The organism is Streptomyces sp. NPDC088923 (genome assembly GCF_044749745.1).
Lineage (GTDB): Bacteria > Actinomycetota > Actinomycetes > Streptomycetales > Streptomycetaceae > Streptomyces.
Window position 1 is genome coordinate 889,015 of the sequence record NZ_JBIVIO010000001.1, and the last position, 23,189, is coordinate 912,203.

Annotated in this window: 38 protein-coding genes; 28 read left to right on the top strand and 10 right to left on the bottom strand. The window is 71.2% G+C overall.

Annotated elements, in window-relative coordinates:
• The first annotated feature begins 195 nt into the window (after window positions 1-195).
• On the top strand, window positions 196-1,035 hold the full coding sequence (locus ACIP4O_RS04160) for a MurR/RpiR family transcriptional regulator (RefSeq protein WP_401571288.1): 840 nt from the start codon (window positions 196-198) through the stop codon (window positions 1,033-1,035).
• A gap of 87 nt (window positions 1,036-1,122) precedes the next feature.
• A complete protein-coding gene (locus ACIP4O_RS04165) occupies window positions 1,123-1,707 on the top strand; it encodes a hypothetical protein (RefSeq protein ID WP_401571290.1) in 585 nt (194 codons plus the stop codon).
• Between the two features lie 38 nt (window positions 1,708-1,745).
• Here the strand turns inward: ACIP4O_RS04165 and ACIP4O_RS04170 are convergent, their stop codons facing one another.
• From ACIP4O_RS04170 to sigJ, 5 genes are all read right to left on the bottom strand, one after another.
• Window positions 1,746-2,120 carry a hypothetical protein gene (locus ACIP4O_RS04170; protein WP_401571292.1) on the bottom strand — a complete coding sequence of 125 codons (375 nt, stop codon included), beginning with the start codon at window positions 2,118-2,120 and terminating at the stop codon, window positions 1,746-1,748.
• 6 nt (window positions 2,121-2,126) lie between these two features.
• Entirely contained in the window at window positions 2,127-2,561 is a 435-nt protein-coding gene (locus ACIP4O_RS04175; protein WP_361320332.1) for a roadblock/LC7 domain-containing protein, read from the bottom strand.
• Between the two features lie 38 nt (window positions 2,562-2,599).
• Window positions 2,600-3,487, bottom strand: a complete 888-nt coding sequence (locus ACIP4O_RS04180; protein WP_401571295.1) for a transcriptional regulator — start codon at window positions 3,485-3,487, stop codon at window positions 2,600-2,602.
• A 2-nt stretch (window positions 3,488-3,489) separates the two neighbouring features.
• Window positions 3,490-3,927, bottom strand: a complete 438-nt coding sequence (locus tag ACIP4O_RS04185; RefSeq protein ID WP_401571298.1) for a hypothetical protein — start codon at window positions 3,925-3,927, stop codon at window positions 3,490-3,492.
• Between the two features lie 251 nt (window positions 3,928-4,178).
• The gene (gene sigJ / locus ACIP4O_RS04190; protein WP_401571301.1) at window positions 4,179-5,066 is read right to left on the bottom strand and encodes an RNA polymerase sigma factor SigJ; all 888 of its coding nucleotides are present in this window, start codon (window positions 5,064-5,066) and stop codon (window positions 4,179-4,181) included.
• An 84-nt stretch (window positions 5,067-5,150) separates the two neighbouring features.
• On the opposite strand from sigJ, the gene ACIP4O_RS04195 reads away from it, so the two are divergent.
• Window positions 5,151-5,546, top strand: a complete 396-nt coding sequence (locus tag ACIP4O_RS04195) for a hypothetical protein (RefSeq protein ID WP_401571304.1) — start codon at window positions 5,151-5,153, stop codon at window positions 5,544-5,546.
• Between the two features lie 84 nt (window positions 5,547-5,630).
• On the opposite strand, the gene ACIP4O_RS04200 is transcribed toward ACIP4O_RS04195, so the two are convergent.
• Window positions 5,631-6,998, bottom strand: a complete 1,368-nt coding sequence (locus ACIP4O_RS04200; protein ID WP_401571306.1) for a diaminopimelate decarboxylase — start codon at window positions 6,996-6,998, stop codon at window positions 5,631-5,633.
• Window positions 6,999-7,076: 78 nt separating this feature from the next.
• On the opposite strand from ACIP4O_RS04200, the gene ACIP4O_RS04205 reads away from it, so the two are divergent.
• Complete coding sequence (locus ACIP4O_RS04205) at window positions 7,077-7,700, top strand: GNAT family N-acetyltransferase (RefSeq protein WP_401571309.1); 624 nt, start codon at window positions 7,077-7,079, stop codon at window positions 7,698-7,700.
• 126 nt (window positions 7,701-7,826) lie between these two features.
• Window positions 7,827-8,093: a GlsB/YeaQ/YmgE family stress response membrane protein gene (locus ACIP4O_RS04210; RefSeq protein WP_361320346.1), complete on the top strand. Its 267-nt coding sequence runs from the start codon at window positions 7,827-7,829 to the stop codon at window positions 8,091-8,093.
• A gap of 80 nt (window positions 8,094-8,173) precedes the next feature.
• Here the strand turns inward: ACIP4O_RS04210 and ACIP4O_RS04215 are convergent, their stop codons facing one another.
• The 4 genes from ACIP4O_RS04215 to ACIP4O_RS04230 all read right to left on the bottom strand — a co-directional run bounded on the left by ACIP4O_RS04215 (window position 8,174) and on the right by ACIP4O_RS04230 (window position 11,183).
• Complete coding sequence (locus tag ACIP4O_RS04215) at window positions 8,174-8,608, bottom strand: hypothetical protein (protein WP_401571312.1); 435 nt, start codon at window positions 8,606-8,608, stop codon at window positions 8,174-8,176.
• A gap of 26 nt (window positions 8,609-8,634) precedes the next feature.
• Window positions 8,635-9,882, bottom strand: a complete 1,248-nt coding sequence (locus ACIP4O_RS04220; RefSeq protein WP_401571315.1) for a hypothetical protein — start codon at window positions 9,880-9,882, stop codon at window positions 8,635-8,637.
• A 5-nt stretch (window positions 9,883-9,887) separates the two neighbouring features.
• Entirely contained in the window at window positions 9,888-10,226 is a 339-nt protein-coding gene (locus ACIP4O_RS04225; RefSeq protein ID WP_401571318.1) for a hypothetical protein, read from the bottom strand.
• A gap of 120 nt (window positions 10,227-10,346) precedes the next feature.
• Window positions 10,347-11,183 carry an SDR family NAD(P)-dependent oxidoreductase gene (locus tag ACIP4O_RS04230; RefSeq protein ID WP_401571320.1) on the bottom strand — a complete coding sequence of 279 codons (837 nt, stop codon included), beginning with the start codon at window positions 11,181-11,183 and terminating at the stop codon, window positions 10,347-10,349.
• A 139-nt stretch (window positions 11,184-11,322) separates the two neighbouring features.
• Here ACIP4O_RS04230 and ACIP4O_RS04235 point away from each other — a divergent pair, with 139 nt between their 5' ends.
• The 23 genes from ACIP4O_RS04235 to rplO all read left to right on the top strand — a co-directional run bounded on the left by ACIP4O_RS04235 (window position 11,323) and on the right by rplO (window position 23,135).
• Complete coding sequence (locus ACIP4O_RS04235) at window positions 11,323-11,973, top strand: TetR family transcriptional regulator (RefSeq protein ID WP_401571323.1); 651 nt, start codon at window positions 11,323-11,325, stop codon at window positions 11,971-11,973.
• A gap of 157 nt (window positions 11,974-12,130) precedes the next feature.
• Window positions 12,131-12,598, top strand: a complete 468-nt coding sequence (locus ACIP4O_RS04240) for a hypothetical protein (RefSeq protein WP_401573813.1) — start codon at window positions 12,131-12,133, stop codon at window positions 12,596-12,598.
• Window positions 12,599-13,322: 724 nt separating this feature from the next.
• Window positions 13,323-13,631: a 30S ribosomal protein S10 gene (gene rpsJ / locus ACIP4O_RS04245; protein ID WP_003948644.1), complete on the top strand. Its 309-nt coding sequence runs from the start codon at window positions 13,323-13,325 to the stop codon at window positions 13,629-13,631.
• A gap of 17 nt (window positions 13,632-13,648) precedes the next feature.
• Window positions 13,649-14,293, top strand: a complete 645-nt coding sequence (gene rplC, locus ACIP4O_RS04250; protein WP_007825980.1) for a 50S ribosomal protein L3 — start codon at window positions 13,649-13,651, stop codon at window positions 14,291-14,293.
• A 7-nt stretch (window positions 14,294-14,300) separates the two neighbouring features.
• A complete protein-coding gene (gene rplD, locus ACIP4O_RS04255) occupies window positions 14,301-14,951 on the top strand; it encodes a 50S ribosomal protein L4 (protein ID WP_007825982.1) in 651 nt (216 codons plus the stop codon).
• Window positions 14,951-15,370: a 50S ribosomal protein L23 gene (gene rplW / locus ACIP4O_RS04260; RefSeq protein ID WP_007825983.1), complete on the top strand. Its 420-nt coding sequence runs from the start codon at window positions 14,951-14,953 to the stop codon at window positions 15,368-15,370. Before rplD ends, rplW begins: the two co-directional genes overlap by 1 nt.
• Before the next feature lie 40 nt (window positions 15,371-15,410).
• Window positions 15,411-16,247 (top strand): 50S ribosomal protein L2, encoded by an 837-nt coding sequence (rplB, locus tag ACIP4O_RS04265; RefSeq protein ID WP_008747478.1) that lies wholly within the window; start codon window positions 15,411-15,413, stop codon window positions 16,245-16,247.
• A gap of 12 nt (window positions 16,248-16,259) precedes the next feature.
• On the top strand, window positions 16,260-16,541 hold the full coding sequence (gene rpsS / locus ACIP4O_RS04270; protein ID WP_003948639.1) for a 30S ribosomal protein S19: 282 nt from the start codon (window positions 16,260-16,262) through the stop codon (window positions 16,539-16,541).
• 41 nt (window positions 16,542-16,582) lie between these two features.
• Complete coding sequence (gene rplV / locus ACIP4O_RS04275; RefSeq protein ID WP_010266243.1) at window positions 16,583-16,930, top strand: 50S ribosomal protein L22; 348 nt, start codon at window positions 16,583-16,585, stop codon at window positions 16,928-16,930.
• The gene (gene rpsC, locus ACIP4O_RS04280; RefSeq protein ID WP_007825986.1) at window positions 16,930-17,763 is read left to right on the top strand and encodes a 30S ribosomal protein S3; all 834 of its coding nucleotides are present in this window, start codon (window positions 16,930-16,932) and stop codon (window positions 17,761-17,763) included. Before rplV ends, rpsC begins: the two co-directional genes overlap by 1 nt.
• Window positions 17,764-17,766: 3 nt before the next feature.
• Complete coding sequence (rplP, locus tag ACIP4O_RS04285; protein WP_007825988.1) at window positions 17,767-18,186, top strand: 50S ribosomal protein L16; 420 nt, start codon at window positions 17,767-17,769, stop codon at window positions 18,184-18,186.
• The gene (rpmC, locus tag ACIP4O_RS04290) at window positions 18,186-18,410 is read left to right on the top strand and encodes a 50S ribosomal protein L29 (RefSeq protein ID WP_007825990.1); all 225 of its coding nucleotides are present in this window, start codon (window positions 18,186-18,188) and stop codon (window positions 18,408-18,410) included. The genes rplP and rpmC overlap by 1 nt, the downstream gene beginning before the upstream one ends.
• Complete coding sequence (rpsQ, locus tag ACIP4O_RS04295) at window positions 18,410-18,697, top strand: 30S ribosomal protein S17 (RefSeq protein ID WP_007825995.1); 288 nt, start codon at window positions 18,410-18,412, stop codon at window positions 18,695-18,697. The genes rpmC and rpsQ overlap by 1 nt, the downstream gene beginning before the upstream one ends.
• Before the next feature lie 107 nt (window positions 18,698-18,804).
• Window positions 18,805-19,173: a 50S ribosomal protein L14 gene (gene rplN / locus ACIP4O_RS04300; protein WP_003966950.1), complete on the top strand. Its 369-nt coding sequence runs from the start codon at window positions 18,805-18,807 to the stop codon at window positions 19,171-19,173.
• Between the two features lie 2 nt (window positions 19,174-19,175).
• The gene (gene rplX, locus ACIP4O_RS04305; protein ID WP_361320363.1) at window positions 19,176-19,499 is read left to right on the top strand and encodes a 50S ribosomal protein L24; all 324 of its coding nucleotides are present in this window, start codon (window positions 19,176-19,178) and stop codon (window positions 19,497-19,499) included.
• The gene (gene rplE / locus ACIP4O_RS04310) at window positions 19,499-20,056 is read left to right on the top strand and encodes a 50S ribosomal protein L5 (RefSeq protein WP_030994300.1); all 558 of its coding nucleotides are present in this window, start codon (window positions 19,499-19,501) and stop codon (window positions 20,054-20,056) included. Before rplX ends, rplE begins: the two co-directional genes overlap by 1 nt.
• A gap of 3 nt (window positions 20,057-20,059) precedes the next feature.
• Window positions 20,060-20,245 (top strand): type Z 30S ribosomal protein S14, encoded by a 186-nt coding sequence (locus ACIP4O_RS04315; protein ID WP_008747480.1) that lies wholly within the window; start codon window positions 20,060-20,062, stop codon window positions 20,243-20,245.
• A 238-nt stretch (window positions 20,246-20,483) separates the two neighbouring features.
• Entirely contained in the window at window positions 20,484-20,882 is a 399-nt protein-coding gene (gene rpsH / locus ACIP4O_RS04320; protein ID WP_007826000.1) for a 30S ribosomal protein S8, read from the top strand.
• 21 nt (window positions 20,883-20,903) lie between these two features.
• Complete coding sequence (gene rplF, locus ACIP4O_RS04325) at window positions 20,904-21,443, top strand: 50S ribosomal protein L6 (protein WP_009066249.1); 540 nt, start codon at window positions 20,904-20,906, stop codon at window positions 21,441-21,443.
• A gap of 3 nt (window positions 21,444-21,446) precedes the next feature.
• The gene (rplR, locus tag ACIP4O_RS04330) at window positions 21,447-21,830 is read left to right on the top strand and encodes a 50S ribosomal protein L18 (protein WP_007826004.1); all 384 of its coding nucleotides are present in this window, start codon (window positions 21,447-21,449) and stop codon (window positions 21,828-21,830) included.
• A 63-nt stretch (window positions 21,831-21,893) separates the two neighbouring features.
• Entirely contained in the window at window positions 21,894-22,496 is a 603-nt protein-coding gene (gene rpsE / locus ACIP4O_RS04335) for a 30S ribosomal protein S5 (RefSeq protein ID WP_008747483.1), read from the top strand.
• On the top strand, window positions 22,496-22,678 hold the full coding sequence (gene rpmD, locus ACIP4O_RS04340; RefSeq protein ID WP_056701158.1) for a 50S ribosomal protein L30: 183 nt from the start codon (window positions 22,496-22,498) through the stop codon (window positions 22,676-22,678). The genes rpsE and rpmD overlap by 1 nt, the downstream gene beginning before the upstream one ends.
• A 1-nt stretch (window position 22,679) precedes the next feature.
• Entirely contained in the window at window positions 22,680-23,135 is a 456-nt protein-coding gene (gene rplO, locus ACIP4O_RS04345; RefSeq protein ID WP_164285246.1) for a 50S ribosomal protein L15, read from the top strand.
• Window positions 23,136-23,189: the final 54 nt, after the last annotated feature.

Sequence of the window (23,189 nt, forward strand, 5' to 3'; positions counted from 1 at the left end):
TCTTGCGGCGTCGCTTGGAGGACATGCGCGCTCCTTTCGGGCTGTACGGGCGGTTCGTACCCGTTCGTATCCTTGCCGCCGGGGCGCCTGCCCGCATCCCGAAGCCCGCAATCCCCGAGCCCGTAATTCCTGGAGGGTGGGGCCGATTTCCCCGAACCGCATATATCCATGCAGCCGTCTGCTTAACTGAATGGCATGAGCGAGAGTGCCGCCGCACGGCTTCAGGCCCTGTTCGACGGGAAGCGCCTCACGCCGACGCAGCGCCGCATCGCGCACTGCATGGTGCGCGGGGCCGCGGAGGTGCCGTACCTCTCCAGCGTCGAGCTGGCCGAGCTGGCGGGGGTGAGCCAGCCGTCCGTGACCCGCTTCGCCGTCGCGCTCGGCTTCGACGGCTACCCCGCGCTCCGCCGCCACCTGCGCGAGAGCACCCCGGCGAGCGAGTCCACCGCGCCCGGGACCGAGCCCAACGAGTACCAGCAGGCCGTCGCGGGCGAGATCGAGAACCTGCGCCGCCTCGCCGACCTCCTCGCGGACCCGGCCCCCGTGGAGCGCGCGGGCGCACTCCTCGCCGCCTCCCGTCCGCTGCCCGTCCTCGGGCTGCGCGCGGCCGCCTCGCAGGCCTTCGGCTTCTCGTACTTCGCCGCGAAGGTGCACCCCGACGTCCGGCTGCTCGACGAGGGCGGCACGATGCTCGGCGACCGGCTCGACGCCGCGCGCCGCGCCGGGGCGAGCACTCTCCTGTGCTTCGCGCTGCCGCGCCACCCGCGCGAGGTCGTCGACGCGCTCGCGTACGCCAAGAGCCTCGGCCTCACCGTCGTCACCGTCGCCGACTCCTCCTTCGCCCCCGTCGCCGCCCACTCCGACCTCCTCCTCCCCGCCGCCGTCGGCACCGGCCTCGCCTTCGACACCGCGTGCGCCCCGATGCTCCTCGGCCGCGTCCTCCTGGAGGCGATGGCCGACCACATCCCGGGCGCGGAGTCCCGCCTGGAGGAGTTCGACACGCAGGCCGCCGCGCGCGGCCTCTTCGCGGACTGAGCCCGCCCCCGCTCTCAGCCTCTCCTCATCAAGCCCCGTTAGCGTCGCTGCCCGCACAGGCGCACGGCTCGCGGGAAGGGGACGACAGTGGCGAGAGGCGGTACGGGGCGGGGCAGGCGCGCGCTCGTGCGGGTCGCGGTGGTGGTCCGCGCGGGAGCGGCGCCGCTGTGGTGGTGCGGCCTGTTCGCGGCGGCGGCCGGGCTCGTCCCGCCCGGGCTCACCGGGCGGCGGATCGGGCTGTACGGGGGCGTGCTCCTGTACGTACTGGCCGCCGCGCTCATCGCGTACCCCCGCCGCGCCCGCTACCGCGCCGGGCGGGCGGGCGCCGTGCGGGCCGCGCGGGAGGACATCCTGCGCGATCGCGCGGTGACGGTACGGGCCTGGCGGCGCGGGCACCGCTGGTGGCTCCTGCTCGCCGTGCTCGCGGCGCTCGGCAGCGCCTTCGCGGTCCCGGCGGCCGGGGGGCTCGTCCTCGCGGGCTGCGGGACCGGGCTGTGGCTCAAGGCGCGGTGGCTCGGGCAGGCGGAGCGGCGCGCGGAGTCGCTGTACTGGCTGCCCGCGGACCGGCTCGACGGGCGCGGGGGCGGCCCCGTCTCCGGTACCACCGCGGGCTGGGCCACGACGGGGACCGGGGCGGGCGACGCCGCGCCCGGCGGGGCGCGGCGTCACTGATCCCGAGCTGATCCCGAGCTGATCCCGAAGTGCCGTACTCAGACCTCCAGTTCGGCCTCGATCTTCTTCAACTGGTGCCGCGCCATCGCGAGGTTGGCGCGCGTGTTGTCGAGGACGAGGTACAGGAAGAGGCCGTTGCCGCCCTTCGCCTTGAGCAGGCGGATCATGTGGTACTGGGTGCCGAGCGTGATGAGGATGTCCTCGATCTGGTCCTGGAGCCCGAGGTGTTCCATCGTGCGGAGCTTGGCGCGGACCACGTCGGTGTTCCCGGCGGCGGCGACCTCCAGGTTGAAGTCCTTGCCGCCGCCCATCGTGCCGAGTGCCATACCGCTCGTGTAGTCGACGAGGGCGACTCCGACAGCCCCGTCGATCGATGCCATCGCGTCCTTGAGGGAGGCTTCGGTGTTGGCCATGAGTCGCTACATCCTTTCCGTGGCCGGCCTCGGTGACCGGACCGTCTCTCGCTGGTCGGCGCCGCGTTCCAGCGCCGCGTCGACCAGTTCGCCGATCCGGCTGGCGGATCGGCGTCCTTCCAGGTGGAGCCTGCCGACGTTGACGCGCGCGTCGGCCAGGAGTGTCAGCACGGCGGCACCGCCCGCGGCGTAGGTCGCCACGTAGCCGCGCTCGCCGCGCACGAGGAGTTCGCGCAGACCGCCGCGCCCGGTGGCCTCGGCCATCCGCAGCGCGACGCCGAGCGAGGCGGCGGTGAGCGCGGCGAGACCCTCCGCCTCGACGCCCGGGGTGTCCTGGGCGAGTACGAGCCCGTCCACACTGCCCGCGAGCGCCCCGGTCAACTGCGGTACGCGGGCCCGCAAGCGGTGCAGTTCGTCGAGGACTTCGGCCTCCGCCGACATGAGTTGTCTCCTTTCGGCGCGTTGTCTCAGCCCACGGATCACAGCGCGGCCTCCAGCGCGTCGCGCAGTCGGCGCAGCAGGGCGATGTCGGGGTCCTGTACACGCGGCAGCAGCCCGCCGCCGAGGCGGGGACGGGACGCGGCGAGGGCGCCGGGCGGGGTGCCGGGGGCGACCGGGGGACCGGGCGCGGGGGTACGGGGGGCGAGCGGCGCGCCCGGGGCCGCCGCGTGCCGGGGCCGCTCGGCGCGGCGCGGGGCGCGTACGGGCCCGACGAGCCCCGCCGCCGCGAGCCGCCGCAGGTCCACGAGCGTGTGGTACGCGGGCCTGCCCAGCTCGCGGGCGATCTCGGGCGCGGTGCGGTGGCCGTCCACGAGCGCGAGGACGGGGCGGCGGCGCGCGCTCACCGCGACCGGGCCGCCCGTCGCGAGGCGCCGCAGCGGCGCGTGGTCGAGCACGTCGCAGGGGTGCAGCCGGTCGAGGAAGGCGCGGCGGCGCAGGCACTCGCGCTCGACGGCGCCCGCGTCCACGGGATGCGCGACCGCGAGGGGGTGCGCGCTCCCGTAGCGGAAGCGCGCGGGGGCGCCCGAGGGGGCGAGCGTGAAGTACGCCGCGTCGTGCAGCGCCCCGAGGTGGCACAGCTCCAGCGTTCCCGCGCCCACGAGCCCGGCGGCGAGGAGACCGCGCACGACCTCGCCCGTGTCGCCGCCCCCGGCGCGCGCGGCGGCGAGGGCGCTCGCGGGCAGGGTGCTCCCGGTGGTCAGGAGCACGTCGAGCGGCGGCGAGTCGGGGGCCTCGGCGTGGACGATCCTTCCGTCCACGAGGTGGAGCCGGCCCCGGTCACGGCTCAGGGTCCCGGTCGCGCCCTCCTCGGCGAGGCGGCGCAGGAGCGGGGAGACGGTCACCGTCCCGGTCGTGAGCGTGTCCACGGTCACAGCACCAGCCGTTCGGCTATCTCACCGACGCGGATGCGGGCGAGCGCGAGATTGCCCTCGTCGCGGTCGAGCCACAGGTGCAGGAAGACGCTGCTGTCGAAGGTCGTCCGCACGAAACGGATGAGGTGGTAGCTGTCCCGGTTGGTGACGATCACGTCCTCCACGGGCAGCAGTTGATCCACCTGCCCGGCCTGCCCCGGCTGTCCGGCTCCGGCTGTCCGGGAGGCGGGCACCTGTGTCGTCGCCGCGAAGGCGCGGTGCTCGGCGGCCATGCGGGCCAGTTCGGCGGCCTCGGCCGCGGTCGCCTCGTGATCGCCGTTGGGGGATTCGCCGATCGTGCCGAGGGCGAGCCCGCTGATCCAGTCGACGACACCGGCACCCCGCGCACCCGGGAGCCTCATGGCGTCCAGCAGACACTCGTCAATTCCTGGCACGCGGAACGTCACCTTCCCCGACCCGAAGTACGGCTTGTGAGCACGAGGTTACGCAAGGACTCACCCGCTTGGGGGAGTTCTGGCATTTTCCAGCGGAACATGCGCGCGGCCCCTATCCTCACGCCGAAACCCATGGAGAGAGCGTGCGGGGGCGAGGGATGGGCAGGGGGCGGTAAGGGGGAAAAGGGAGCGGGAACGGGGGAGTTCGGGTATTTTCCGCGCGGAGCCGGACGGTGGACGGCGGGCGTCCCCTACTTCTCGTCCCGCACCCAGGGCCCCAGCTTCTCCGGGTTGCGGATCACCCAGATCCGACCCACGCGGCCCGCCTTCGGCTCGAAGGCCGCGACCGTCCGTACGCCCCCGTCCTGTGAAGCCGCCAGCCCTGGAAGGCCGTTGACGTCGCACAGCCGGAGCGAGAGCCCCGGCGCCCGGTCGGCGATCGCGACCATGTACCGGGCGATCGCGGCGGCGCCCTCGACGGGGTGGAGCGCCGCGCCCGCCATGCCCCCGCCGTCCGCCGTCATCACGGCCGCCGGGTCGAGGAGGCCGACGAGCGCGGGGATGTCCCGCGACTCCCACGCCTCCTTCACGCCCCGCACGACGGCCGCGCGCTCGGCGAGCGGGGCCGGGTCCGCGTTCCGGGCGGCACCGAGCCGCCGCCGTCCCGAGGAGGCGAGTTGCCGGCACGCGGCGGCGCTGCGGCCGAGGACGTCGGCGATCTCGGCGAAGGGGTAGCCGAAGACGTCGTGCAGCACGAAGGCGACCCGCTCGGCGGGCGTCATCGCCTCCAGGACCACGAGGAAGGCCATCGACACGGACTCGTCGAGCACGATCCGCGCGGCCGGGTCGGCGGCGTCGGGCGCCTCGGGGAGCGGCTCGGGCAGCCACGTACCGACGTACCGCTCCCTGCGCGCCCGCGCCGAGCCGAGCACGTCGAGGCACACCCGGGCCGTCACGGTGGTGAGCCACGCGCCCGGCCGGAGCACCGCCGCCCGTCGCGCGGGCGCGAGCCCGTACCAGCGCGCGTACGCCTCCTGCACGGCGTCCTCGGCCTCGACCAGTGAACCGAGCAAGCGGTATGCCACGTTGAGGAGTTGACCCCGCTCCCCGGCTGTCCCGGTATCCGCCCCCGCTGCCATGCCCCGTCCCCCGCCTCACGTTTCGCGGGCCCGTTTCGTCGGACCGGTGAGACCTTACCGACCGGCATGCCGAAGGGGACCGACATGAGCGCCCAGACGATGGCCGCACCCACCTCCCACGAGCGCTTCCTGCGCCTGGCGATAGCCCTCCAGACCCTCACGATCTTCTTCCAGGCGGTGTCGGCGGGCCTCCTCCTCACCGCCCCCTACGGCGAGACGCTGCACAGCGTCGGCGCGCGCGTCATGTACGGAGCGGCGATGCTCTACGTGCTCGCGGCGGTCCTCGCCTGGAGGCCGGGCGGCGCATCGCCCCGCCAGATCTGGTACGCGACCGGCTTCCTCGTCCTCGCCTCGGCCCAGGTCGTCCTCGGCATCAAGCACGTGAGCGAAATCCATGTCCCGCTGGGCGTCACGATGTTCGCGTTGAGCGTGCTGGCACTGGCGTTCCGTTTCGTCCGCACCGAATCAAGCCGCAGCTAAAAATCCGCCCCAACCAAATCCAGCCCCTCCGGCGATTGAGGAGCGGGGGTTCGGGGGCGGAGCCCCCGAAAGCGGCCCGACCGGTCACAGGTCATCGGTCAACGCCCGCGTATGCGCCGCCCCCGACTCGGCCACGAATTCCCCCAGCGCCTGCGCATCCCGCACCGTCGCGAACCGCATCCCCTCACCCCCCGCGGGAGCAAAGCCGTGAATCCCCGGCCGGGTCAGGCTGTCGTACGCCTGGTGCCGCGCGAAGCCGTACGCCCCGGTGTCGAGCACCGCGAGCCAGTCGCCCTGTTCCAGCTCGGGCAACTCGGCGCCGGAGGCGAGGAGTTCGCCGTCGAACTGGGCGGGCCCCGCGAGGTCCTGGGCGAGCGCGGGGCCCTCCTTGGGCCGCCCCTGCGCGTCGTACGCGGCCAGCCGCCGCCCGCACGCGTGCCCCGCCAGCCGCGTCCCGGCGTGCGTCACCGCGAGCCGCCGCCCGCCCATGGCCCGTACGTACTCCACCCGCGCGAGCAGGAAGCCGTGGCCCGCGAGCAGCGAGCGCCCGAAGCCCGTCACGAGCGCGTACCGCCCGTCGAAGAGCCCCGGCACCGTCTCCTTGAGCAGCGCCGCGTACCCCGCGAAGTCCGCCCCGTCCCCGTCCCCGGTGTCCCCCTCGCGCGCGCCCGCCGCGAGCCCGCCGCCGAGCGCGAGCGTGTCGACCTGCCGCCGTCCGGCCGCCGCGTTGATCTCCTCGGCCAGCTCGTACACCTTCCGCACCCCCTCGGCGAGCCGCTCGGGGGCCACCGCGCCCGCGTTCTTCACCTCCGAGTGCGCGTGCAGCCGCGTCAGCCAGGTCCGCTCCGCGAACGCCGAGCGGACCCACTCGCGCGCGCCCTCGTGCCCGAGCGGCACCCCGAAGACCGCCCGCCTCCCCTCGCCCGCGTGCGGATCGACCCGCACCCCGAACGTGGAGGTCGCCGCGGCCTCGCCGCGCAGCGCGTCGAGCCGCTCCAGCTCCTGCGCGTCGTCCACGTCCACGAGCACCCCGCTGCCCAGCGCCTCGCGCAGCTCGGCGACCGTCTTCGTCGGCGAGTCCAGCACCGTGTGCCCCGGCTGCACCCCGGCGGCCCGCGCGAGCGCCAGCTCGGCCGCGCTCGCCACCTCGGCGCCGATCCGGTCCTCGTACAGCAGCCGCAGTACGGGCACGAGCGGCGTCGCGCGCACGGCGAAGGTGTGCCGCACGGCGGGCCCGCCCTCCGCGACGAGCGGCGCGAAGGCGGACTGGAGCGCGCGGGCGGTGCGGCGGATGCCGGTCACGTCGAGCAGCCCGGCGAGCGGCCGTTCCTCGCCGACGATCCCCTGCACGACGGCGGCCCGCACGGCCCGCTCCCGGCGCAGCTCGCCCTCGGAAGGACCGCCCGTACCGGAGGGACCGCCCGTACCCTCCTCCGGTGCGGCTTCGCTCATGCCGTCATCAGACCACCGGGGGCGGCGGGGCGCGAAAATTGGTGGACCGTGCGGGGCGCGGTTGATGGGGTGCTCGCCATGACGCCGGACGCACGCACGACCCCCGAGCCCCTTCTCCCGCCCCCGCCCCCCGACCCCGCGATCGACTTCTGGACCGGCGACCGCGTACGCCTGCGTGCCGTCGAGCCGGAGGACTGGCCGCACTTCATGCGGTACGGGCAGCACTCGGCCCACGTGCGCCTCGGGGACCGCCTGGAGGTGCCGCGATCGGCCGAGCGCCATCGCACGTGGCTCAAGGAGGAGGCGGCGAAGAAGGCGGAGAACGACACCTTCCACCTCGTCGTGGAGGACCGCGAGACCGGCGCGTGGGCGGGCACGGTCAGCACCCACCACGTCGAGCTGGGGCAGGGGAACTTCGCGTACGGGATCGAGATCGACCCCCGCTTCCAGGGCCGCGGCTTCGCGCGCGAGGCCGTCACGCTCGTCCTGCGCTTCATGTTCGAGGAGCGGCGCTACCACAAGGCGGTGGCGGAGGCGTGGGCGCACAACACGGCGTCGGTCGCGCTGCAACGCGGCCTCGGTTTCGTCCAGGAGGCCCGGCTGCGGGAGCACGACTACACGGAAGGGGCGTACCGGGACGTCCTCCTCTTCGGTCTGCTGAAGGACGAGTTCCGACGCATGGATGCGGGGAACAAGGACTGAGCGGGCGCGCCCGGGGCACACTGCTCTACACACGTGTAGTAGAGCGTGGTGCCAAGCGGTCCGGCACCGCCACGCACCGAGCCGGCCACCGCGCCCGTCACCGCGACAACGGAGGAAGCAGAAGCCATGGAGATCTCAGGGTTCATCAGCGCCGTCATCATCGGCATCGTGATCGGCATCCTGGGCCGCCTGGTCGTCCCCGGCCGCCAGCGCATCGGCATCATCTGGACGATCCTGGTCGGCATCGTCGCCGCCCTCGTCGGCACGTTCATCGCCGCGGCCTTCGACGTGGCGGACACGGACGGCATCGACTGGATAGAACTCGCGATCCAGGTCGTCCTGGCCGGTGTCGGCGTGGCGGCCCTGGACCGCGCCAGGTCCCCCCGCCGCTGACCCCGGCCGCCGACCCCGGCCGCGAGCGGCGAGGCCCCTGTCCGTACGTACGGGCGGGGGCCTTTTCCTGCCCGGGGGGCTCAGTCGTACGTCCAGCCGAAGGTGCCCATGGCCGTGTCGAACCACTCGACGAGCGAGGCGCCCAGCGGCTGCGCCACCTCCAGTACGGAGAACACCACCACGCACCAACGCCCGCGCCCGCCCGGCACCCGCACCGCGTACTCGACCCGCCGCCCCGGCACCGGCAGCCGCTCAAGTTCCGCCACCGGCCGCTCCCGCCGCACGGCCGCCCCGCCCGCCACCTCGGCGGCCTCCCACCCCGTCCCCGGCACCCCGTCCCCCAGCCCCACGACGAGAGCGGCGGGCACCCCCGCCCCCGCGGCGGGCCGGTAGACGTCCACTCCACCGGTGACACCCGCGAAGGCGCCCCACTCGGCGCTGTCCTCGGCGGAGACCTTCTCCCAAGGGGCGGTGAGGAAGAGGCGGTACCCGGTGACGGGCCGACCGGGAGCCACCCGCCTCTCCCTCCCCTCCCGCCCCATCAGCCGCCCCCCGTCCTCATCCGGTCCTTCGTCTCCCCGTACGCACCGCCCGACACGACGTTCCCGCCCTTGTCGCCGAGGTCCAGCACCGTGCTCCCCGCCCAGGAGCCCCGCATCTCCCGCAGCCTGCGCCGGGCCTCCGCTGCGCCCGCCCGCAGTTCCTCGTGGTCCGGGTGCCGCGCGCTCAGATCCCGTACGTCCTTGGCCCGGCGGCCCATCTCCACGTCCCCCAGGGCGAGCCCCCGCTCGCGGCGGGTGAGCTCCGGGAGCGGGGCCGCGTGGATCTCCTCGCCCGCGCGCAGTCCGGCGCGGCGGACCCGCTCCTCCAGCCGCAGGCGCCTCGCCCGGGCGGCGCGCCGCCCCGTACCGGAGACGCCCCCGCCCCGCCGCCGCGCCCGCCGCGCGGCAGCGCGCCGCGCCCCGCTCGTGGCGTTCCCCGCCCGCGCCTCGGCCACGCCCGCGGCGAGCCCGGCCGCTGTCGTGCGGGCCGAGTCCTGGAGCGCTTCGACGGCTCGGGCCGCGCGCACGCCGTCGCGGGCGAACTTGAGGGCGGCGACGTCGAGGACGACGTCGAACCAGGAGCACGCCCCCGCCCCGGCCTGCGCGAGGTGGAGGGCGCCGACGGAGAGGCCCGTGCCGAGGGCGAGCGGGCCGAGGGCGGGGAAGAACACCGCGCCGAGACCGGCGAGGGTCGCCGTCCAGCCGAGCGCGTCGACGAGGTCGTCGAGGCTGCCGGAGGCGAGCACGCGCGAGACGAACGCCGCTGCGGGGAGGGCGAAGTCGTCGTAGAGGGAGTCGGTGAGGGCGTCGTCGACGGCGGTACGGACGAGGCGGGCGTGGTGGGCCGCCTCCTCCTCGTACTCCTCGGTGAGGCGGGAGAGCCGGGCGCGGAGCGCGGCGAGTTCGGGCTCTCCCGCGGCGCGGGACTCGGCGAGGAGGCGGGCGGCGGCGGAGCGGAGGTGCTGGAGGGCGCCGGCCCAGGCGGCGAGTTCGCGGTGGACGCGGGCGTAGCGGGTCGCGGCGGTGGCGAGCCGGGCGGCGAGGTCGTGGGTGTGCTCGCGCAGGGAGTCGGCGTACCGGCCGCGCAGGACGTCGTCGTCCCCGATGAGGCGCAGCGCCTCGGCCTGTTCCTGAAGGCGCTCGGCGACGGTACGGAGGTGGGCGGCCTCGGTGCGCAGGGCTCCGGGGTCACCGGGGAGGGGGTCGTGGGCGCACAGCGGGTGCCAGCCGGTGGGGGAGGGGGGCACGGGCGTCAGGGGCGCGGGGCGACGCGGGCGAGGCGGGCGTCGTGGGCAGGGGCGAGGCCGTGGGCGAGACCGGCGCCCTGGGCGAGGTCTGCGTCGTGGGCGCGGAAGGAGTCGCGGCTGTGGGTGAGGAGCCGCCCCACGGTGTCGAGGGAGGTGAGGAGGCGGCTGCGGTTGTCGTCCCAGTTGGTGGCGAATTCCCGTACGGCGGCCGCGAGTTCGGCGGAGCCCACGAGCCGGGCGAGGTCGTCGGCGCGGTCGTCGATATCGCGGAACTCGCGGCGCAGCCGGGCGAGCCGATCGGCGGACCGGCCGAGCAACGCGAGATCGACACGGAGGTCGGTCATGCGCGGCACGCTAGCCGAGCCACCCGCCTCCGCCCGCCGCCCCGGCAGCCGCCCCCCCCCCCCCGCAAGGCCCCGCCCCACCGCGCCTCACCCGAAGGAGTGAGGCGCCGCCGCACCCCCTCACTCCCCCTTCGGGAAGTCCGCCGAGCGGCTCAGGTCCTCCCACTTCGCGTCCTCGGCGACGCGGCCCGACCAGGCGGCGCGCCCGTACTCGTAGGCGTCGCTGCCGAGCAGGAGACGGACGGGGGGCTCGTCGAGCGAGGCGACGGTCAGGACCGCCTCGGCGACGCGGACGGGGTCGCCGGGCGCGCGGGTGTCGAAGTCGGTCCGCAGCTTCGCGGCGCCGGCCATCAGCTCCTGGTACGGGCCGCTGGCCTCCGGCACCTTCATCGACCCGGCACCCCACTGGGTCCGCATCCCGCCCGGCTCGACGACCGTGACCTTGACGCCGAACGAGGCCGTCTCCGCCGCGAGCACCTCCGAGAAGCCGCCCACGGCCCACTTCGCCGACTGGTACGCCCCGAGCCCCGGGCTCGCGACGCGGCCGCCGACCGAGGAGATCTGGATGATGTGGCCGCCGCCCTGCTCGCGCAGCACGGGGAGCGCCGCGCGGCTCGTGTACACGACCCCGTAGAAGTTCGTGTCCATCTGCCGGCGGAAGACGTCGATGTCGGTGTCCTCGATCGTGACGAGGTCCGCCTGCCCCGCGTTGTTGACGAGGACGTCGAGCCGCCCGAAGCGCTCGACCGCCTCGGCGACGACGCGCTCTGCGGAGGCCGGATCGGTCACGTCGTGCCGCGTGGTGGCGAGCGCGTCCCCGTACGAGGCGCGCAGGTCGTCGAGCGTACGGGGATCGCGCGCCGTGGCGAGCACGCGGTGACCGGCCCGGAGCGCGGTCTCGACGAGGGCGCGGCCGAGACCGCGCGAGGACCCGGTGACGAGGAAGACCTGGGACATGGGAGGAGCCTCCGGAAGAAGGGGAGTTGTAACGCAATGGGATTGCGTTATCTGCCTCCACGGTACACCGCGTCGGCGTTTAACGCACGCGGCACGCGTTAAATGGGTCCCGCGTCGCCCGGACGCTAGATTTGGGTCCATGCCCACCCACCGCCGCGCCCGCTCCCAGGAGGCCAAGCAGCAGCGTGCCGAGGACCTGCTCGACGCGGCCCGCAGGCTCGCGGCCGAGACCGGGGGAGTGCGGTACCTCACGCTGGCGGCGGTCACGGAGACGGCCGGACTCCACCCCTCGGCGATCCGCCGCTACTTCGACAGCAAGGAGGAACTCCTCCTCGAACTCGCCGAACGCGAGTGGGTGGACTGGCGCGAGGAGGTGCTCCGCCGCGCGAAGGCCGCCACCGACCTGAGCCCGGAGGAGACGGCGGAAGTGCTCGCCACGGGCCTCCTCGCGCGCCCTCTGCTGTGCGACCTCTTCACGCACATCCCGCTGAGCCTGGAGGGCGAGGTCCCCCTGGAACGCGCCCGCCGCTACAAGGAACTCTCCGTCACCTCGGTCGCGGCGATGTCGGTCGCGCTCGCCGAGGCGGGCACGATGACGGCCCCCCAGGTCGCCGACCTGATCGCCGCCACAGCCGCCCAGACCGCCCACGCCTGGCAGATCGCCCACCCCACGGCCACCCTCGCCACCCTCTACGCACAGCACCCCGAGTGGGCCCACACGGCCTACGGCATGGGGGAGAGGGTGACGCGGCTGCTGAAGGCGACGGCGCGGGGGCTCGCGCACCCGTAAGCGGGGCGCGGGGTGGTCGCGGAGCGGACGCGGCCATCATCTTTTCTTCACTTTTCCTGATGGCTACGATCACTTGTCGTACGCAGGTGATCGATTTTGGGGAGTGGACACAGTGCGAGGACGCCGTCTCGGCAGGTGGGGGGCTCTGGCCGGTGCGGTGGTGCTCGGCGGCGCGCTCCTCGGTACGGGGCCCGCGAGCGCGGCCGAGGAGGCCCCCGAGATCGTGGAGGGCGTGGACATGGGCACGCAGGGGCCCTTCGCACAGAGCGGTACGGACGCCGTGGCGACCCGCGCCGCGGCGACGACGACGGCCGCCCCCTCCTGCGTCGGCACGACGGCCGCCTACGGCTCGACCGCCTGCTTCGTTCCGTACGGCGACGTGGTCTGGGTCCTCGACACGAGGAAGGACGGCATGTCGGCGGCGGGCGGCGTCTACACCGACTACGGCCGCGCCTCGCGCGTCTGCGTCAACAAGGCGGGCGTGAACCACTGGGTCAAGTGCGACTACGACTACTGGGAGAAGGGCAACATCCAGCTCCGCGCCCTGCGCTACGACTCCGGCACCGGGAAGTTCTACGTCCCGGACGCCTGGTCCGACTGGATACCGGTCGATGGCAAGTACTGAGCCCGCCAGGGGCGGCGGGCTCGGGGGCGGGCTACTGGGGGCGGGCGAAGACCTCGGCGAGTGTGGTGGCGGTCAGAGCGTTGTCCGTCCATGTGTCGAGATAGGCGGCGGCGATCGCGTCGGCCTGCCAGGCCAGGGCGTAGAGGGTCTTGTCCTGGAGGAAGACCCGGTGCAGGGCTTCGTGTGGTGCGGTGACCGTGATGTCACGCTAAGTGGTCCGCACGTCGATCACATCGGCATATGCCAGATCTTCGCCGGTACGAGCGGCATGCGGCCATTCGGTTGACTTCGCCGCCCGGTCGGCCCCCTTCCGCTTCCCCCGGTCGGCCGAGCGACCCGCACCCCCGTTTGAACCCCGCCCCCGCGGGGGTAAGCTGTCCGGCCCGATTGGCTAGCAGCTCGCTTCGTGTGGCACACTGACCAGGTTGCTCGGTTGAGTGCCGATGCTGCGCGCCTCCCGCCGGGAGGACCGGAAGCGAGTCCCACGGTACTCGTCGGCCCTGTTGAGGGCCGGACGTACGGGAATCTTCCGGGAAGCAAGGCGCGGTGCCGACCAGGCGCCCTGGTGGAGGCTCCTCCCCGAATCCCGCGGTCACGATCGCAAAACCCCAGCGGTTCGCTGTTGGCGGCAATGCGACACGCCCGACCGCGTGTGCCGGAGAGAAGCGGACAGGAATCCCCGGGGCCGCAAGAGCGTGACGAGAGACAGGACTACCAAGTAGCCATGGCGGGACAGAAGATCCGCATCCGGCTCAAGGCCTACGACCACGAGGTCATCGACTCCTCGGCGAAGAAGATCGTCGAGACGGTGACGCGTACTGGTGCGTCGGTCGCGGGCCCGGTGCCGCTGCCCACTGAGAAGAACGTGTACTGCGTCATCAAGTCGCCGCACAAGTACAAGGACTCGCGCGAGCACTTCGAGATGCGTACCCACAAGCGCCTGATCGACATCCTCGACCCGACGCCCAAGACCGTTGACTCCCTGATGCGACTCGACCTCCCGGCCGGTGTCGACATCGAGATCAAGCTCTGAGGGCCGGTGATCTGAGAATGACGAAGCAGATCAAGGGCATCCTGGGCGAGAAGCTCGGCATGACGCAGGTCTGGGACGACAACAACCGCGTTGTCCCCGTGACCGTCGTCAAGGCCGGTCCCTGCGTCGTGACCCAGGTGCGTACGAACGACAGCGACGGCTACGAGTCGGTCCAGATCGCCTTCGGCGAGATCGACCCGCGCAAGGTGAACAAGCCCCTCAAGGGCCACTTCGCCAAGGCCGACGTGACCCCCCGCCGCCACCTCGTCGAGATCCGTACCTCGGACTCCTCCGAGTACACCCTCGGCCAGGAAGTCACCGCCGAGACCTTCGAGTCGGGCGTGAAGGTCGACGTCACCGGCAAGAGCAAGGGCAAGGGCTTCGCCGGTGTCATGAAGCGTCACAACTTCAAGGGCCTCGGCGCCGGGCACGGCACCCAGCGCAAGCACCGCTCGCCCGGTTCCATCGGTGGCTGCGCCACCCCGGGCCGCGTGTTCAAGGGCCTGCGCATGGCGGGCCGCATGGGCAACGAGCGGGTCACCACCCAGAACCTGACCGTCCACGCCGTTGACGCGGAGAAGGGTCTGCTGCTCATCAAGGGCGCCGTCCCCGGTCCGAACGGCGGCCTCGTCCTGGTCCGCACCGCGGCCAAGGGGGCCTGAGGTAACGATGAGCACTGTTGACATCCTTTCGCCCGCGGGCGACAAGGCCGGGACCGTCGAGCTCCCCGCGGAGATCTTCGACGCGAAGGTCAGCGTTCCGCTGATCCACCAGGTCGTCGTCGCTCAGCTGGCCGCTGCCCGCCAGGGCACGCACAAGACGAAGACGCGTGGCGAGGTCCGCGGCGGCGGCAAGAAGCCGTACCGCCAGAAGGGCACCGGTCGCGCCCGCCAGGGCTCGACCCGCGCTCCGCAGTTCGCCGGTGGTGGCGTCGTGCACGGTCCCGTGCCGCGTGACTACTCGCAGCGGACCCCGAAGAAGATGAAGGCCGCCGCCCTGCGCGGTGCCCTCTCCGACCGGGCCCGCAACGCGCGCATCCACGTCGTCTCCGGCGTGATCGAGGGCGAGGTCTCCACGAAGGCCGCGAAGACGCTGTTCGGCAAGATCTCGGAGCGCAAGAACCTGCTCCTGGTCGCCGAGCGCTCCGACGAGGCCGCGTGGCTCTCCGCCCGCAACCTGCCCCGGGTGCACATCCTGGAGCCGGGCCAGCTGAACACGTACGACGTTCTCGTCTCGGACGACGTGGTCTTCACCCAGGCCGCTTTCGAGTCCTTCGTCGCCGGCCCGCAGGCCAACGACAAGGAAGGGAGTGACGCCTGATGGCCACGCGTCACCCGAGCATCGCCTCGAAGGCGGCCAAGGCCGCCAAGGCCGCGCGCGTCGCCAAGGCGCGCCGCCACGAGGCCGAGGGCAAGAACACCGTCGAGACGCCGCTGAGCAAGAGCTTCACGGACCCCCGTGACGTCCTCCTGCGTCCGGTCGTCTCGGAGAAGAGCTACGCGCTGCTCGACGAGGGCAAGTACACCTTCATCGTCGACCCGCGGGCCAACAAGACCCAGATCAAGCAGGCCGTCCAGGCGGTCTTCGAGGTCAAGGTCACCGGGGTCAACACGATCAACCGCCAGGGCAAGCGCAAGCGCACCCGCACCGGCTTCGGCAAGCGTGCGGACAGCAAGCGCGCGATCGTGACCCTCGCCGAGGGCGACCGTATCGACATCTTCGGCGGTCCGACCTCCTGACGGAGGTCCGGATCGTTCGATATCGGACGAGGACTTAAGAATGGGTATCCGCAAGTACAAGCCGACGACTCCGGGCCGTCGTGGCTCCAGCGTCGCCGACTTCGTCGAGGTCACGCGGTCCACGCCGGAGAAGTCGCTGGTCCGCCCGCTGCACAGCAAGGGCGGCCGTAACAACGCCGGTCGTGTGACCGTTCGCCACCAGGGTGGCGGACACAAGCGCGCCTACCGAGTGATCGACTTCCGTCGTCACGACAAGGACGGCGTGCCGGCGAAGGTCGCGCACATCGAGTACGACCCGAACCGCACCGCGCGCATCGCGCTGCTGCACTACGCCGACGGCGAGAAGCGCTACATCATCGCGCCGCGCGGCCTCCAGCAGGGCGACCGGGTCGAGAACGGCCAGGGCGCCGACATCAAGCCCGGCAACAACCTGCCGCTGCGCCACATCCCGGTCGGTACGACGGTGCACGCGATCGAGCTCCGCCCCGGTGGCGGCGCCAAGTTCGCCCGCTCCGCCGGTGCCTCCGTGCAGCTGCTCGCTCGCGAGGGCGCCATGGCGACCCTGCGTATGCCGTCCGGCGAGATCCGCATGGTGGACGCGCGCTGCCGCGCCACCGTCGGTGAGGTCGGCAACGCCGAGCAGTCGAACATCAACTGGGGCAAGGCCGGCCGCAAGCGCTGGCTGGGCGTGCGCCCGACCGTTCGCGGTGTGGCGATGAACCCGGTTGACCACCCCCACGGTGGTGGTGAGGGCAAGACCTCCGGTGGTCGCCACCCGGTCAGCCCCTGGGGTCAGAAGGAGGGTCGTACTCGCTCTCCCAAGAAGGCGAGCAGCAAGTACATCGTCCGCCGCCGCAAGACGAACAAGAAGCGCTAGGAGCGGGTTTAGATGCCGCGCAGTCTCAAGAAGGGGCCCTTCGTCGACGACCACCTCATCAAGAAGGTGGACGTACAGAACGAAGCCGGCACCAAGAACGTCATCAAGACCTGGTCCCGTCGCTCGATGATCGTCCCGGCCATGCTCGGCCACACGATCGCGGTGCACAACGGCAAGACCCACATCCCGGTGTTTGTCACCGAGTCCATGGTCGGCCACAAGCTCGGCGAGTTCTCGCCGACGCGCACCTTCCGGGGTCACGTCAAGGACGACCGGAAGTCGAAGCGCCGCTAAGGCGGGGTGAATGACCAATGACAGACACTGAAGGGACAACCATGGAAGCCAGGGCCCAGGCGCGGTACATCCGCGTCACGCCCATGAAGGCCCGCCGTGTGGTGGACCTCATCCGTGGCATGGACGCCACGGAGGCCCAGGCGGTCCTGCGCTTCGCCCCGCAGGCCGCGAGTGAGCCCGTTGGCAAGGTGCTGGACAGCGCCATCGCCAACGCCGCGCACAACTACGACCACACCGACGCCTCCACGCTGGTCATCAGCGAGGCGTACGTCGACGAGGGCCCGACGCTCAAGCGTTTCCGTCCGCGCGCCCAGGGCCGCGCCTACCGGATTCGCAAGCGGACCAGCCACATCACCGTGGTCGTCAGCGCCAAGGAAGGAACCCGGTAATGGGCCAGAAGGTAAACCCGCACGGGTTCCGGCTCGGCATCACCACCGACTTCAAGTCGCGGTGGTACGCCGACAAGCTGTACAAGGACTACGTCAAGGAAGACGTCGCCATTCGTCGCATGATGACGAAGGGCATGGAGCGCGCCGGTATCTCGAAGGTGGAGATCGAGCGCACCCGTGACCGCGTCCGCGTCGACATCCACACCGCCCGGCCGGGCATCGTCATCGGCCGTCGCGGCGCGGAGGCCGACCGCATCCGCGGCGAGCTGGAGAAGCTCACCGGCAAGCAGGTCCAGCTGAACATCCTCGAGGTCAAGAACCCCGAGGTCGACGCTCAGCTCGTGGCCCAGGCCGTCGCCGAGCAGCTCTCCAGCCGCGTCTCCTTCCGGCGGGCCATGCGCAAGAGCATGCAGTCCTCCATGAAGGCCGGTGCCAAGGGCATCAAGATCCAGTGCGGCGGTCGCCTCGGCGGCGCCGAGATGTCCCGCTCGGAGTTCTACCGCGAGGGCCGTGTGCCCCTGCACACGCTCCGCGCGAACGTGGACTACGGCTTCTTCGAGGCCAAGACGACCTTCGGCCGTATCGGCGTGAAGGTCTGGATCTACAAGGGCGACGTCAAGAACATCGCCGAGGTTCGCGCCGAGAACGCCGCGGCCCGCGCCGGTAACCGTCCGGCCCGTGGCGGCAACGACCGCCCGGCCCGTGGTGGCCGCGGTGGCGAGCGTGGCGGTCGCGGTCGTAAGCCGCAGTCGACGCCGGCTGCCGAGGCCCCCAAGGCCGAGGCTCCTGCCGCCGCGTCCGCTCCGGCCGAGAGCACCGGAACGGAGGGCTGACCCATGCTGATCCCCCGCAGGGTCAAGCACCGCAAGCAGCACCACCCCAAGCGCGATGGCATGGCCAAGGGTGGTACGGAGGTCACGTTCGGCGAGTACGGCATCCAGGCCGTCACTCCCGCGTACGTCACCAACCGCCAGATCGAGGCGGCCCGTATCGCGATGACCCGCCACATCAAGCGTGGCGGCAAGGTCTGGATCAACATCTACCCGGACCGCCCGCTGACCAAGAAGCCTGCCGAGACCCGCATGGGTTCCGGTAAGGGTTCGCCGGAGTGGTGGATCGCGAACGTCAAGCCCGGTCGGGTGATGTTCGAGCTCTCCTACCCGAACGAGAAGATCGCTCGTGAGGCGCTCACCCGCGCGGCTCACAAGCTCCCGATGAAGTGCCGGATCGTGCGGCGCGAGGCAGGTGAGGCGTGATGTCGGCCGGAACCAAGGCGTCCGAGCTGCGCGAGCTGGGCAACGAGGAGCTTGTTGCCAAGCTGACCGAGGCCAAGGAAGAGCTGTTCAACCTCCGCTTCCAGGCGGCGACCGGGCAGCTTGAGAACCACGGCCGGCTGAAGGCCGTCCGCAAGGACATCGCCCGGATCTACACCCTGATGCGTGAGCGCGAGCTGGGCATCGAGACGGTGGAGAGCGCCTGATGAGCGAGAGCAACGTGACTGAAGAGACCAAGGCCGCACGCGGCCAGCGCAAGGTCCGCGAGGGCCTTGTCGTCAGCGACAAGATGGACAAGACCGTCGTCGTCGCTGTCGAGGACCGCGTCAAGCACGCGCTGTACGGCAAGGTCATCCGCCGTACGCACCGCCTGAAGGCTCACGACGAGCAGAACTCCGCCGGTGTCGGCGACCGCGTCCTCCTCATGGAGACCCGGCCGCTGTCCGCCGGCAAGAACTGGCGCATCGTCGAGATCCTCGAAAAGGCCAAGTAAACCCCTCCGAGGGGCGGTTCGTCCCCTCGGACCAGTTCCGCCAGGCTCCGGGGGCCCTGCTTACGGGCACGGCCCCCGGGGAACCGGCAGACGATCAGGAGACAGACGTGATCCAGCAGGAGTCGCGACTGCGTGTCGCCGACAACACGGGTGCGAAGGAAATCCTCACCATCCGTGTTCTCGGTGGCTCCGGTCGCCGCTACGCGGGCATCGGTGACGTCATCGTCGCCACCGTGAAGGACGCGATCCCCGGCGGCAACGTGAAGAAGGGTGACGTCGTCAAGGCGGTCATCGTTCGCACCGTCAAGGAGCGCCGTCGCCAGGATGGCTCGTACATCCGCTTCGACGAGAACGCCGCTGTCATTCTCAAGAACGACGGCGACCCCCGCGGCACCCGTATCTTCGGCCCGGTGGGCCGTGAGCTGCGCGAGAAGAAGTTCATGAAGATCATCTCGCTCGCGCCGGAGGTGCTGTAAGCATGAAGATCAAGAAGGGCGACCTGGTCCAGGTCATCACCGGTAAGGACAAGGGCAAGCAGGGCAAGGTCATCGCGGCCTTCCCCCGCGAGGACCGCGTCCTGGTCGAGGGTGTCAACCGGGTCAAGAAGCACACCAAGGCGAACCAGCCCGGGCAGGCCTCGCAGGCCGGTGGCATCATCACCACCGAGGCGCCGGTCCACGTGAGCAACGTGCAGCTGGTCGTGGAGAAGGACGGCAACAAGGTCGTCACCCGCGTCGGCTACCGCTTCGACGAGGACGGCACCAAGATCCGCGTTGCCAAGCGGACGGGTGAGGACATCTGATGACGACCACCACAGCCCCCCGCCTGAAGCAGAAGTACCGCGAGGAGATCGCGGGCAAGCTGCGTGACGAGTTCAAGTACGAGAACGTCATGCAGATCCCCGGTCTCGTCAAGATCGTGGTCAACATGGGTGTCGGCGACGCCGCCCGTGACTCGAAGCTGATGGACGGCGCCATCCGCGACCTCACCACGATCACCGGCCAGAAGCCGGCCGTGACGAAGGCCCGGAAGTCCATCGCGCAGTTCAAGCTGCGCGAGGGCCAGCCCATCGGCGCCCACGTCACGCTCCGCGGCGACCGCATGTGGGAGTTCCTGGACCGCACCCTGTCGCTCGCGCTCCCGCGCATCCGCGACTTCCGCGGTCTGTCCCCCAAGCAGTTCGACGGCCGTGGCAACTACACCTTCGGTCTCACCGAGCAGGTCATGTTCCACGAGATCGACCAGGACAAGATCGACCGCACCCGGGGTATGGACATCACCGTGGTGACCACGGCGACCAACGACGAAGAGGGCCGTTCGCTCCTCCGTCACCTCGGCTTCCCGTTCAAGGAGGCGTGAGCCGTGGCGAAGAAGGCTCTCATCGCAAAGTCCGAGCGCAAGCCGAAGTTCGGCGTGCGCGCGTACACCCGCTGCCAGCGCTGCGGGCGTCCGCACTCCGTCTACCGCAAGTTCGGCCTGTGCCGCGTGTGCCTTCGTGAGATGGCCCACCGCGGCGAGCTGCCGGGCGTGACCAAGAGCAGCTGGTAGTCAGCCCTTTCAGGGTGACTCCAGCCTCTCGGTAAGCATCGGGGCGTCGGGACCCCCGCCTTCCATGGCTTAGTCTTGGAGGGTTGGGCGTCCCGCCGCCCTGGACCACTGGCGGGCACACGCCCGCAGTCAACGCTTACTACGCCGTAGGTCCCCGCGCCGCACCCGTCCCGTCCCGGATCGGGGAGAGGGATGGCGCACATAGGAAACCACGGCGAGAAAGGCCCAAGGCCAATTCATGACCATGACTGATCCCATCGCGGACATGCTGACGCGTCTGCGGAACGCCAACTCGGCGTACCACGACTCCGTGTCGATGCCGCACAGCAAGATCAAGTCGCACATCGCGGAGATCCTCCAGCAGGAGGGCTTCATCACCGGCTGGAAGACCGAGGACGCCGAGGTCGGCAAGAACCTCGTCATCGAGCTGAAGTTCGGCCCGAACCGTGAGCGCTCCATCGCGGGCATCAAGCGGATCTCGAAGCCGGGCCTGCGGGTCTACGCGAAGTCCACCAACCTGCCGAAGGTGCTCGGCGGCCTGGGCGTGGCGGTCATCTCCACGTCGCACGGTCTGCTCACCGACAAGCAGGCGTCGAAGAAGGGCGTGGGTGGGGAAGTCCTCGCCTACGTCTGGTAGTCGGGAACGGAGAAAAGCAACATGTCGCGAATCGGCAAGCTGCCCATCACGGTTCCCGCCGGCGTGGACGTCACCATCGACGGGCGCAAGGTTGACGTGAAGGGCCCCAAGGGCACCCTCAGCCACACCATCGCCGCCCCGATCGACATCGCCAAGGGCGAGGACGGCACCCTTTCGGTGACCCGCCCCAACGACGAGCGTCAGAACAGGGCTCTGCACGGCCTGTCCCGCACGCTGGTGGCGAACATGATCACCGGCGTGACCCAGGGTTACGTGAAGAAGCTCGAAATCAGCGGTGTCGGCTACCGCGTCCAGGCGAAGGGCTCCAACCTGGAGTTCGCCCTGGGCTACAGCCACTCCATCACCATCGAGGCGCCCGAGGGCATCTCGTTCAAGGTGGAGAACCCCACCCACTTCTCGGTCGAGGGCATCGACAAGCAGAAGGTGGGCGAGGTCGCCGCGAACATCCGCAAGCTGCGCAAGCCTGACCCGTACAAGGCCAAGGGCGTCAAGTACGAGGGCGAAGTCATCCGGCGCAAGGTCGGAAAGGCGGGTAAGTAAGCCATGGCATACGGTGTAAAGATTGCCAAGGGCGACGCCTACAAGCGCGCCGCCATCAAGCGGCGTCACATCCGCGTCCGCAAGCACGTCTCCGGTACGCCGGAGCGTCCGCGCCTGGTCGTGACGCGTTCCAACCGCCACATGGTCGCCCAGGTGATCGACGACATCAAGGGTCACACCCTGGCGTCGGCGTCCACCCTGGACAGCTCGATCCGCGGCACCGAGGGCGACAAGAGCGCCCTGGCCAAGCAGGTCGGCGCGCTCGTCGCCGAGCGTGCCAAGGCCGCCGGTGTCGAGGCCGTCGTGTTCGACCGTGGTGGCAACAAGTACGCGGGGCGCATCGCCGCCCTCGCGGACGCCGCCCGCGAGGCCGGGCTCAAGTTCTGAGCCGCCCGTCGCACAGCGACGTCAAGTCGCTGCGTAGCTAGCGGAAAAGAGAGAGGTAATCCAATGGCTGGACCCCAGCGCCGCGGTAGCGGTGCCGGTGGCGAGCGGCGGGACCGGAAGGGCCGTGACGGCGGAGCTTCCGCTGCCGAGAAGACCGCGTACGTCGAGCGCGTCGTCGCGATCAACCGTGTCGCCAAGGTAGTCAAGGGTGGTCGCCGCTTCAGCTTCACCGCGCTGGTCGTGGTGGGCGACGCGGACGGCACCGTCGGTGTCGGCTACGGCAAGGCCAAGGAGGTGCCGGCCGCCATCGCCAAGGGTGTGGAGGAGGCCAAGAAGCACTTCTTCAAGGTCCCCCGTATCCAGGGCACCATCCCGCACCCGATCCAGGGCGAGAAGGCCGCCGGCGTCGTGCTCCTGAAGCCGGCGTCGCCGGGTACCGGTGTGATCGCCGGTGGTCCCGTGCGTGCCGTCCTGGAGTGCGCCGGCGTGCACGACATCCTGTCGAAGTCGCTCGGCTCCGACAACGCGATCAACATCGTTCACGCGACTGTGGCGGCCCTCAAGGGCCTCCAGCGTCCCGAGGAGATCGCGGCCCGCCGCGGTCTGCCCCTCGAGGACGTGGCCCCCGCGGCCCTGCTCCGTGCGCGTGCCGGGGCGGGTGTCTGATGGCCCGCCTCAAGATCACGCAGACGAAGTCGTACATCGGCAGCAAGCAGAACCACCGCGACACCCTGCGTTCGCTCGGGCTCAAGCGCCTGCACGACACGGTTGTCAAGGAGGATCGTCCCGAGTTCCGCGGCATGGTGCACACCGTCCGCCACCTCGTGACGGTCGAGGAGGTCGACTGACATGAGCGAGCAGAAGCCGCTCAAGGTCCACAACCTCCGGCCTGCCCCGGGCGCCAAGACCGCCAAGACCCGTGTGGGTCGTGGTGAGGCGTCGAAGGGTAAGACCGCTGGTCGTGGCACCAAGGGCACCAAGGCCCGCTACCAGGTTCCGGAGCGCTTCGAGGGTGGGCAGATGCCCCTCCACATGCGGCTCCCGAAGCTCAAGGGCTTCAAGAACCCGTTCCGCACCGAGTACCAGGTCGTCAACCTCGACGCGCTGGTCGCCCTCTACCCCGAGGGCGGCGAGGTCACCGTCGAGGACCTGGTCGCGAAGGGCGCGGTCCGCAAGAACAGCCTCGTGAAGGTGCTCGGCCAGGGCGAGCTCTCCGTGGCGCTGACGGTGAAGGTCGACAAGGCCTCCGCCTCCGCCAAGGAGAAGATCACCGCCGCCGGCGGCACCGTCACCGAGCTCGTCTGAGCCTTCGGGTCTCGGACGCGTGAAGTGCCCCCACCGTGAGGCACTTCGGCGACG

What these genes read in the sequence shown, in the direction of transcription:
- rplR (WP_007826004.1), top strand. Translation starts at nt 21,447, where the DNA reads ATGGCATACGGTGTAAAGATTGCCAAGGGCGACGCCTACAAGCGCGCC.
- rplF (WP_009066249.1), top strand. Translation starts at nt 20,904, where the DNA reads ATGTCGCGAATCGGCAAGCTGCCCATCACGGTTCCCGCCGGCGTGGAC.
- ACIP4O_RS04230 (WP_401571320.1), bottom strand. Translation starts at nt 11,183, where the DNA reads ATGTCCCAGGTCTTCCTCGTCACCGGGTCCTCGCGCGGTCTCGGCCGC.
- rplE (WP_030994300.1), top strand. Translation starts at nt 19,499, where the DNA reads ATGACGACCACCACAGCCCCCCGCCTGAAGCAGAAGTACCGCGAGGAG.
- ACIP4O_RS04170 (WP_401571292.1), bottom strand. Translation starts at nt 2,120, where the DNA reads ATGGCCAACACCGAAGCCTCCCTCAAGGACGCGATGGCATCGATCGAC.
- rpmC (WP_007825990.1), top strand. Translation starts at nt 18,186, where the DNA reads ATGTCGGCCGGAACCAAGGCGTCCGAGCTGCGCGAGCTGGGCAACGAG.
- ACIP4O_RS04225 (WP_401571318.1), bottom strand. Translation starts at nt 10,226, where the DNA reads ATGACCGACCTCCGTGTCGATCTCGCGTTGCTCGGCCGGTCCGCCGAT.
- rpsE (WP_008747483.1), top strand. Translation starts at nt 21,894, where the DNA reads ATGGCTGGACCCCAGCGCCGCGGTAGCGGTGCCGGTGGCGAGCGGCGG.
- rplO (WP_164285246.1), top strand. Translation starts at nt 22,680, where the DNA reads ATGAGCGAGCAGAAGCCGCTCAAGGTCCACAACCTCCGGCCTGCCCCG.
- rplW (WP_007825983.1), top strand. Translation starts at nt 14,951, where the DNA reads ATGGCCACGCGTCACCCGAGCATCGCCTCGAAGGCGGCCAAGGCCGCC.
- rplB (WP_008747478.1), top strand. Translation starts at nt 15,411, where the DNA reads ATGGGTATCCGCAAGTACAAGCCGACGACTCCGGGCCGTCGTGGCTCC.
- rpsQ (WP_007825995.1), top strand. Translation starts at nt 18,410, where the DNA reads ATGAGCGAGAGCAACGTGACTGAAGAGACCAAGGCCGCACGCGGCCAG.
- ACIP4O_RS04195 (WP_401571304.1), top strand. Translation starts at nt 5,151, where the DNA reads ATGAGCGCCCAGACGATGGCCGCACCCACCTCCCACGAGCGCTTCCTG.
- ACIP4O_RS04175 (WP_361320332.1), bottom strand. Translation starts at nt 2,561, where the DNA reads ATGTCGGCGGAGGCCGAAGTCCTCGACGAACTGCACCGCTTGCGGGCC.
- rplV (WP_010266243.1), top strand. Translation starts at nt 16,583, where the DNA reads ATGGAAGCCAGGGCCCAGGCGCGGTACATCCGCGTCACGCCCATGAAG.
- ACIP4O_RS04235 (WP_401571323.1), top strand. Translation starts at nt 11,323, where the DNA reads ATGCCCACCCACCGCCGCGCCCGCTCCCAGGAGGCCAAGCAGCAGCGT.
- rpsS (WP_003948639.1), top strand. Translation starts at nt 16,260, where the DNA reads ATGCCGCGCAGTCTCAAGAAGGGGCCCTTCGTCGACGACCACCTCATC.
- sigJ (WP_401571301.1), bottom strand. Translation starts at nt 5,066, where the DNA reads ATGGCAGCGGGGGCGGATACCGGGACAGCCGGGGAGCGGGGTCAACTC.
- ACIP4O_RS04210 (WP_361320346.1), top strand. Translation starts at nt 7,827, where the DNA reads ATGGAGATCTCAGGGTTCATCAGCGCCGTCATCATCGGCATCGTGATC.
- rplD (WP_007825982.1), top strand. Translation starts at nt 14,301, where the DNA reads ATGAGCACTGTTGACATCCTTTCGCCCGCGGGCGACAAGGCCGGGACC.
- ACIP4O_RS04160 (WP_401571288.1), top strand. Translation starts at nt 196, where the DNA reads ATGAGCGAGAGTGCCGCCGCACGGCTTCAGGCCCTGTTCGACGGGAAG.
- rplC (WP_007825980.1), top strand. Translation starts at nt 13,649, where the DNA reads ATGACGAAGCAGATCAAGGGCATCCTGGGCGAGAAGCTCGGCATGACG.
- ACIP4O_RS04205 (WP_401571309.1), top strand. Translation starts at nt 7,077, where the DNA reads ATGACGCCGGACGCACGCACGACCCCCGAGCCCCTTCTCCCGCCCCCG.
- rpsC (WP_007825986.1), top strand. Translation starts at nt 16,930, where the DNA reads ATGGGCCAGAAGGTAAACCCGCACGGGTTCCGGCTCGGCATCACCACC.
- rplP (WP_007825988.1), top strand. Translation starts at nt 17,767, where the DNA reads ATGCTGATCCCCCGCAGGGTCAAGCACCGCAAGCAGCACCACCCCAAG.
- ACIP4O_RS04200 (WP_401571306.1), bottom strand. Translation starts at nt 6,998, where the DNA reads ATGAGCGAAGCCGCACCGGAGGAGGGTACGGGCGGTCCCTCCGGTACG.
- rpsH (WP_007826000.1), top strand. Translation starts at nt 20,484, where the DNA reads ATGACCATGACTGATCCCATCGCGGACATGCTGACGCGTCTGCGGAAC.
- rpsJ (WP_003948644.1), top strand. Translation starts at nt 13,323, where the DNA reads ATGGCGGGACAGAAGATCCGCATCCGGCTCAAGGCCTACGACCACGAG.
- rplX (WP_361320363.1), top strand. Translation starts at nt 19,176, where the DNA reads ATGAAGATCAAGAAGGGCGACCTGGTCCAGGTCATCACCGGTAAGGAC.
- rpmD (WP_056701158.1), top strand. Translation starts at nt 22,496, where the DNA reads ATGGCCCGCCTCAAGATCACGCAGACGAAGTCGTACATCGGCAGCAAG.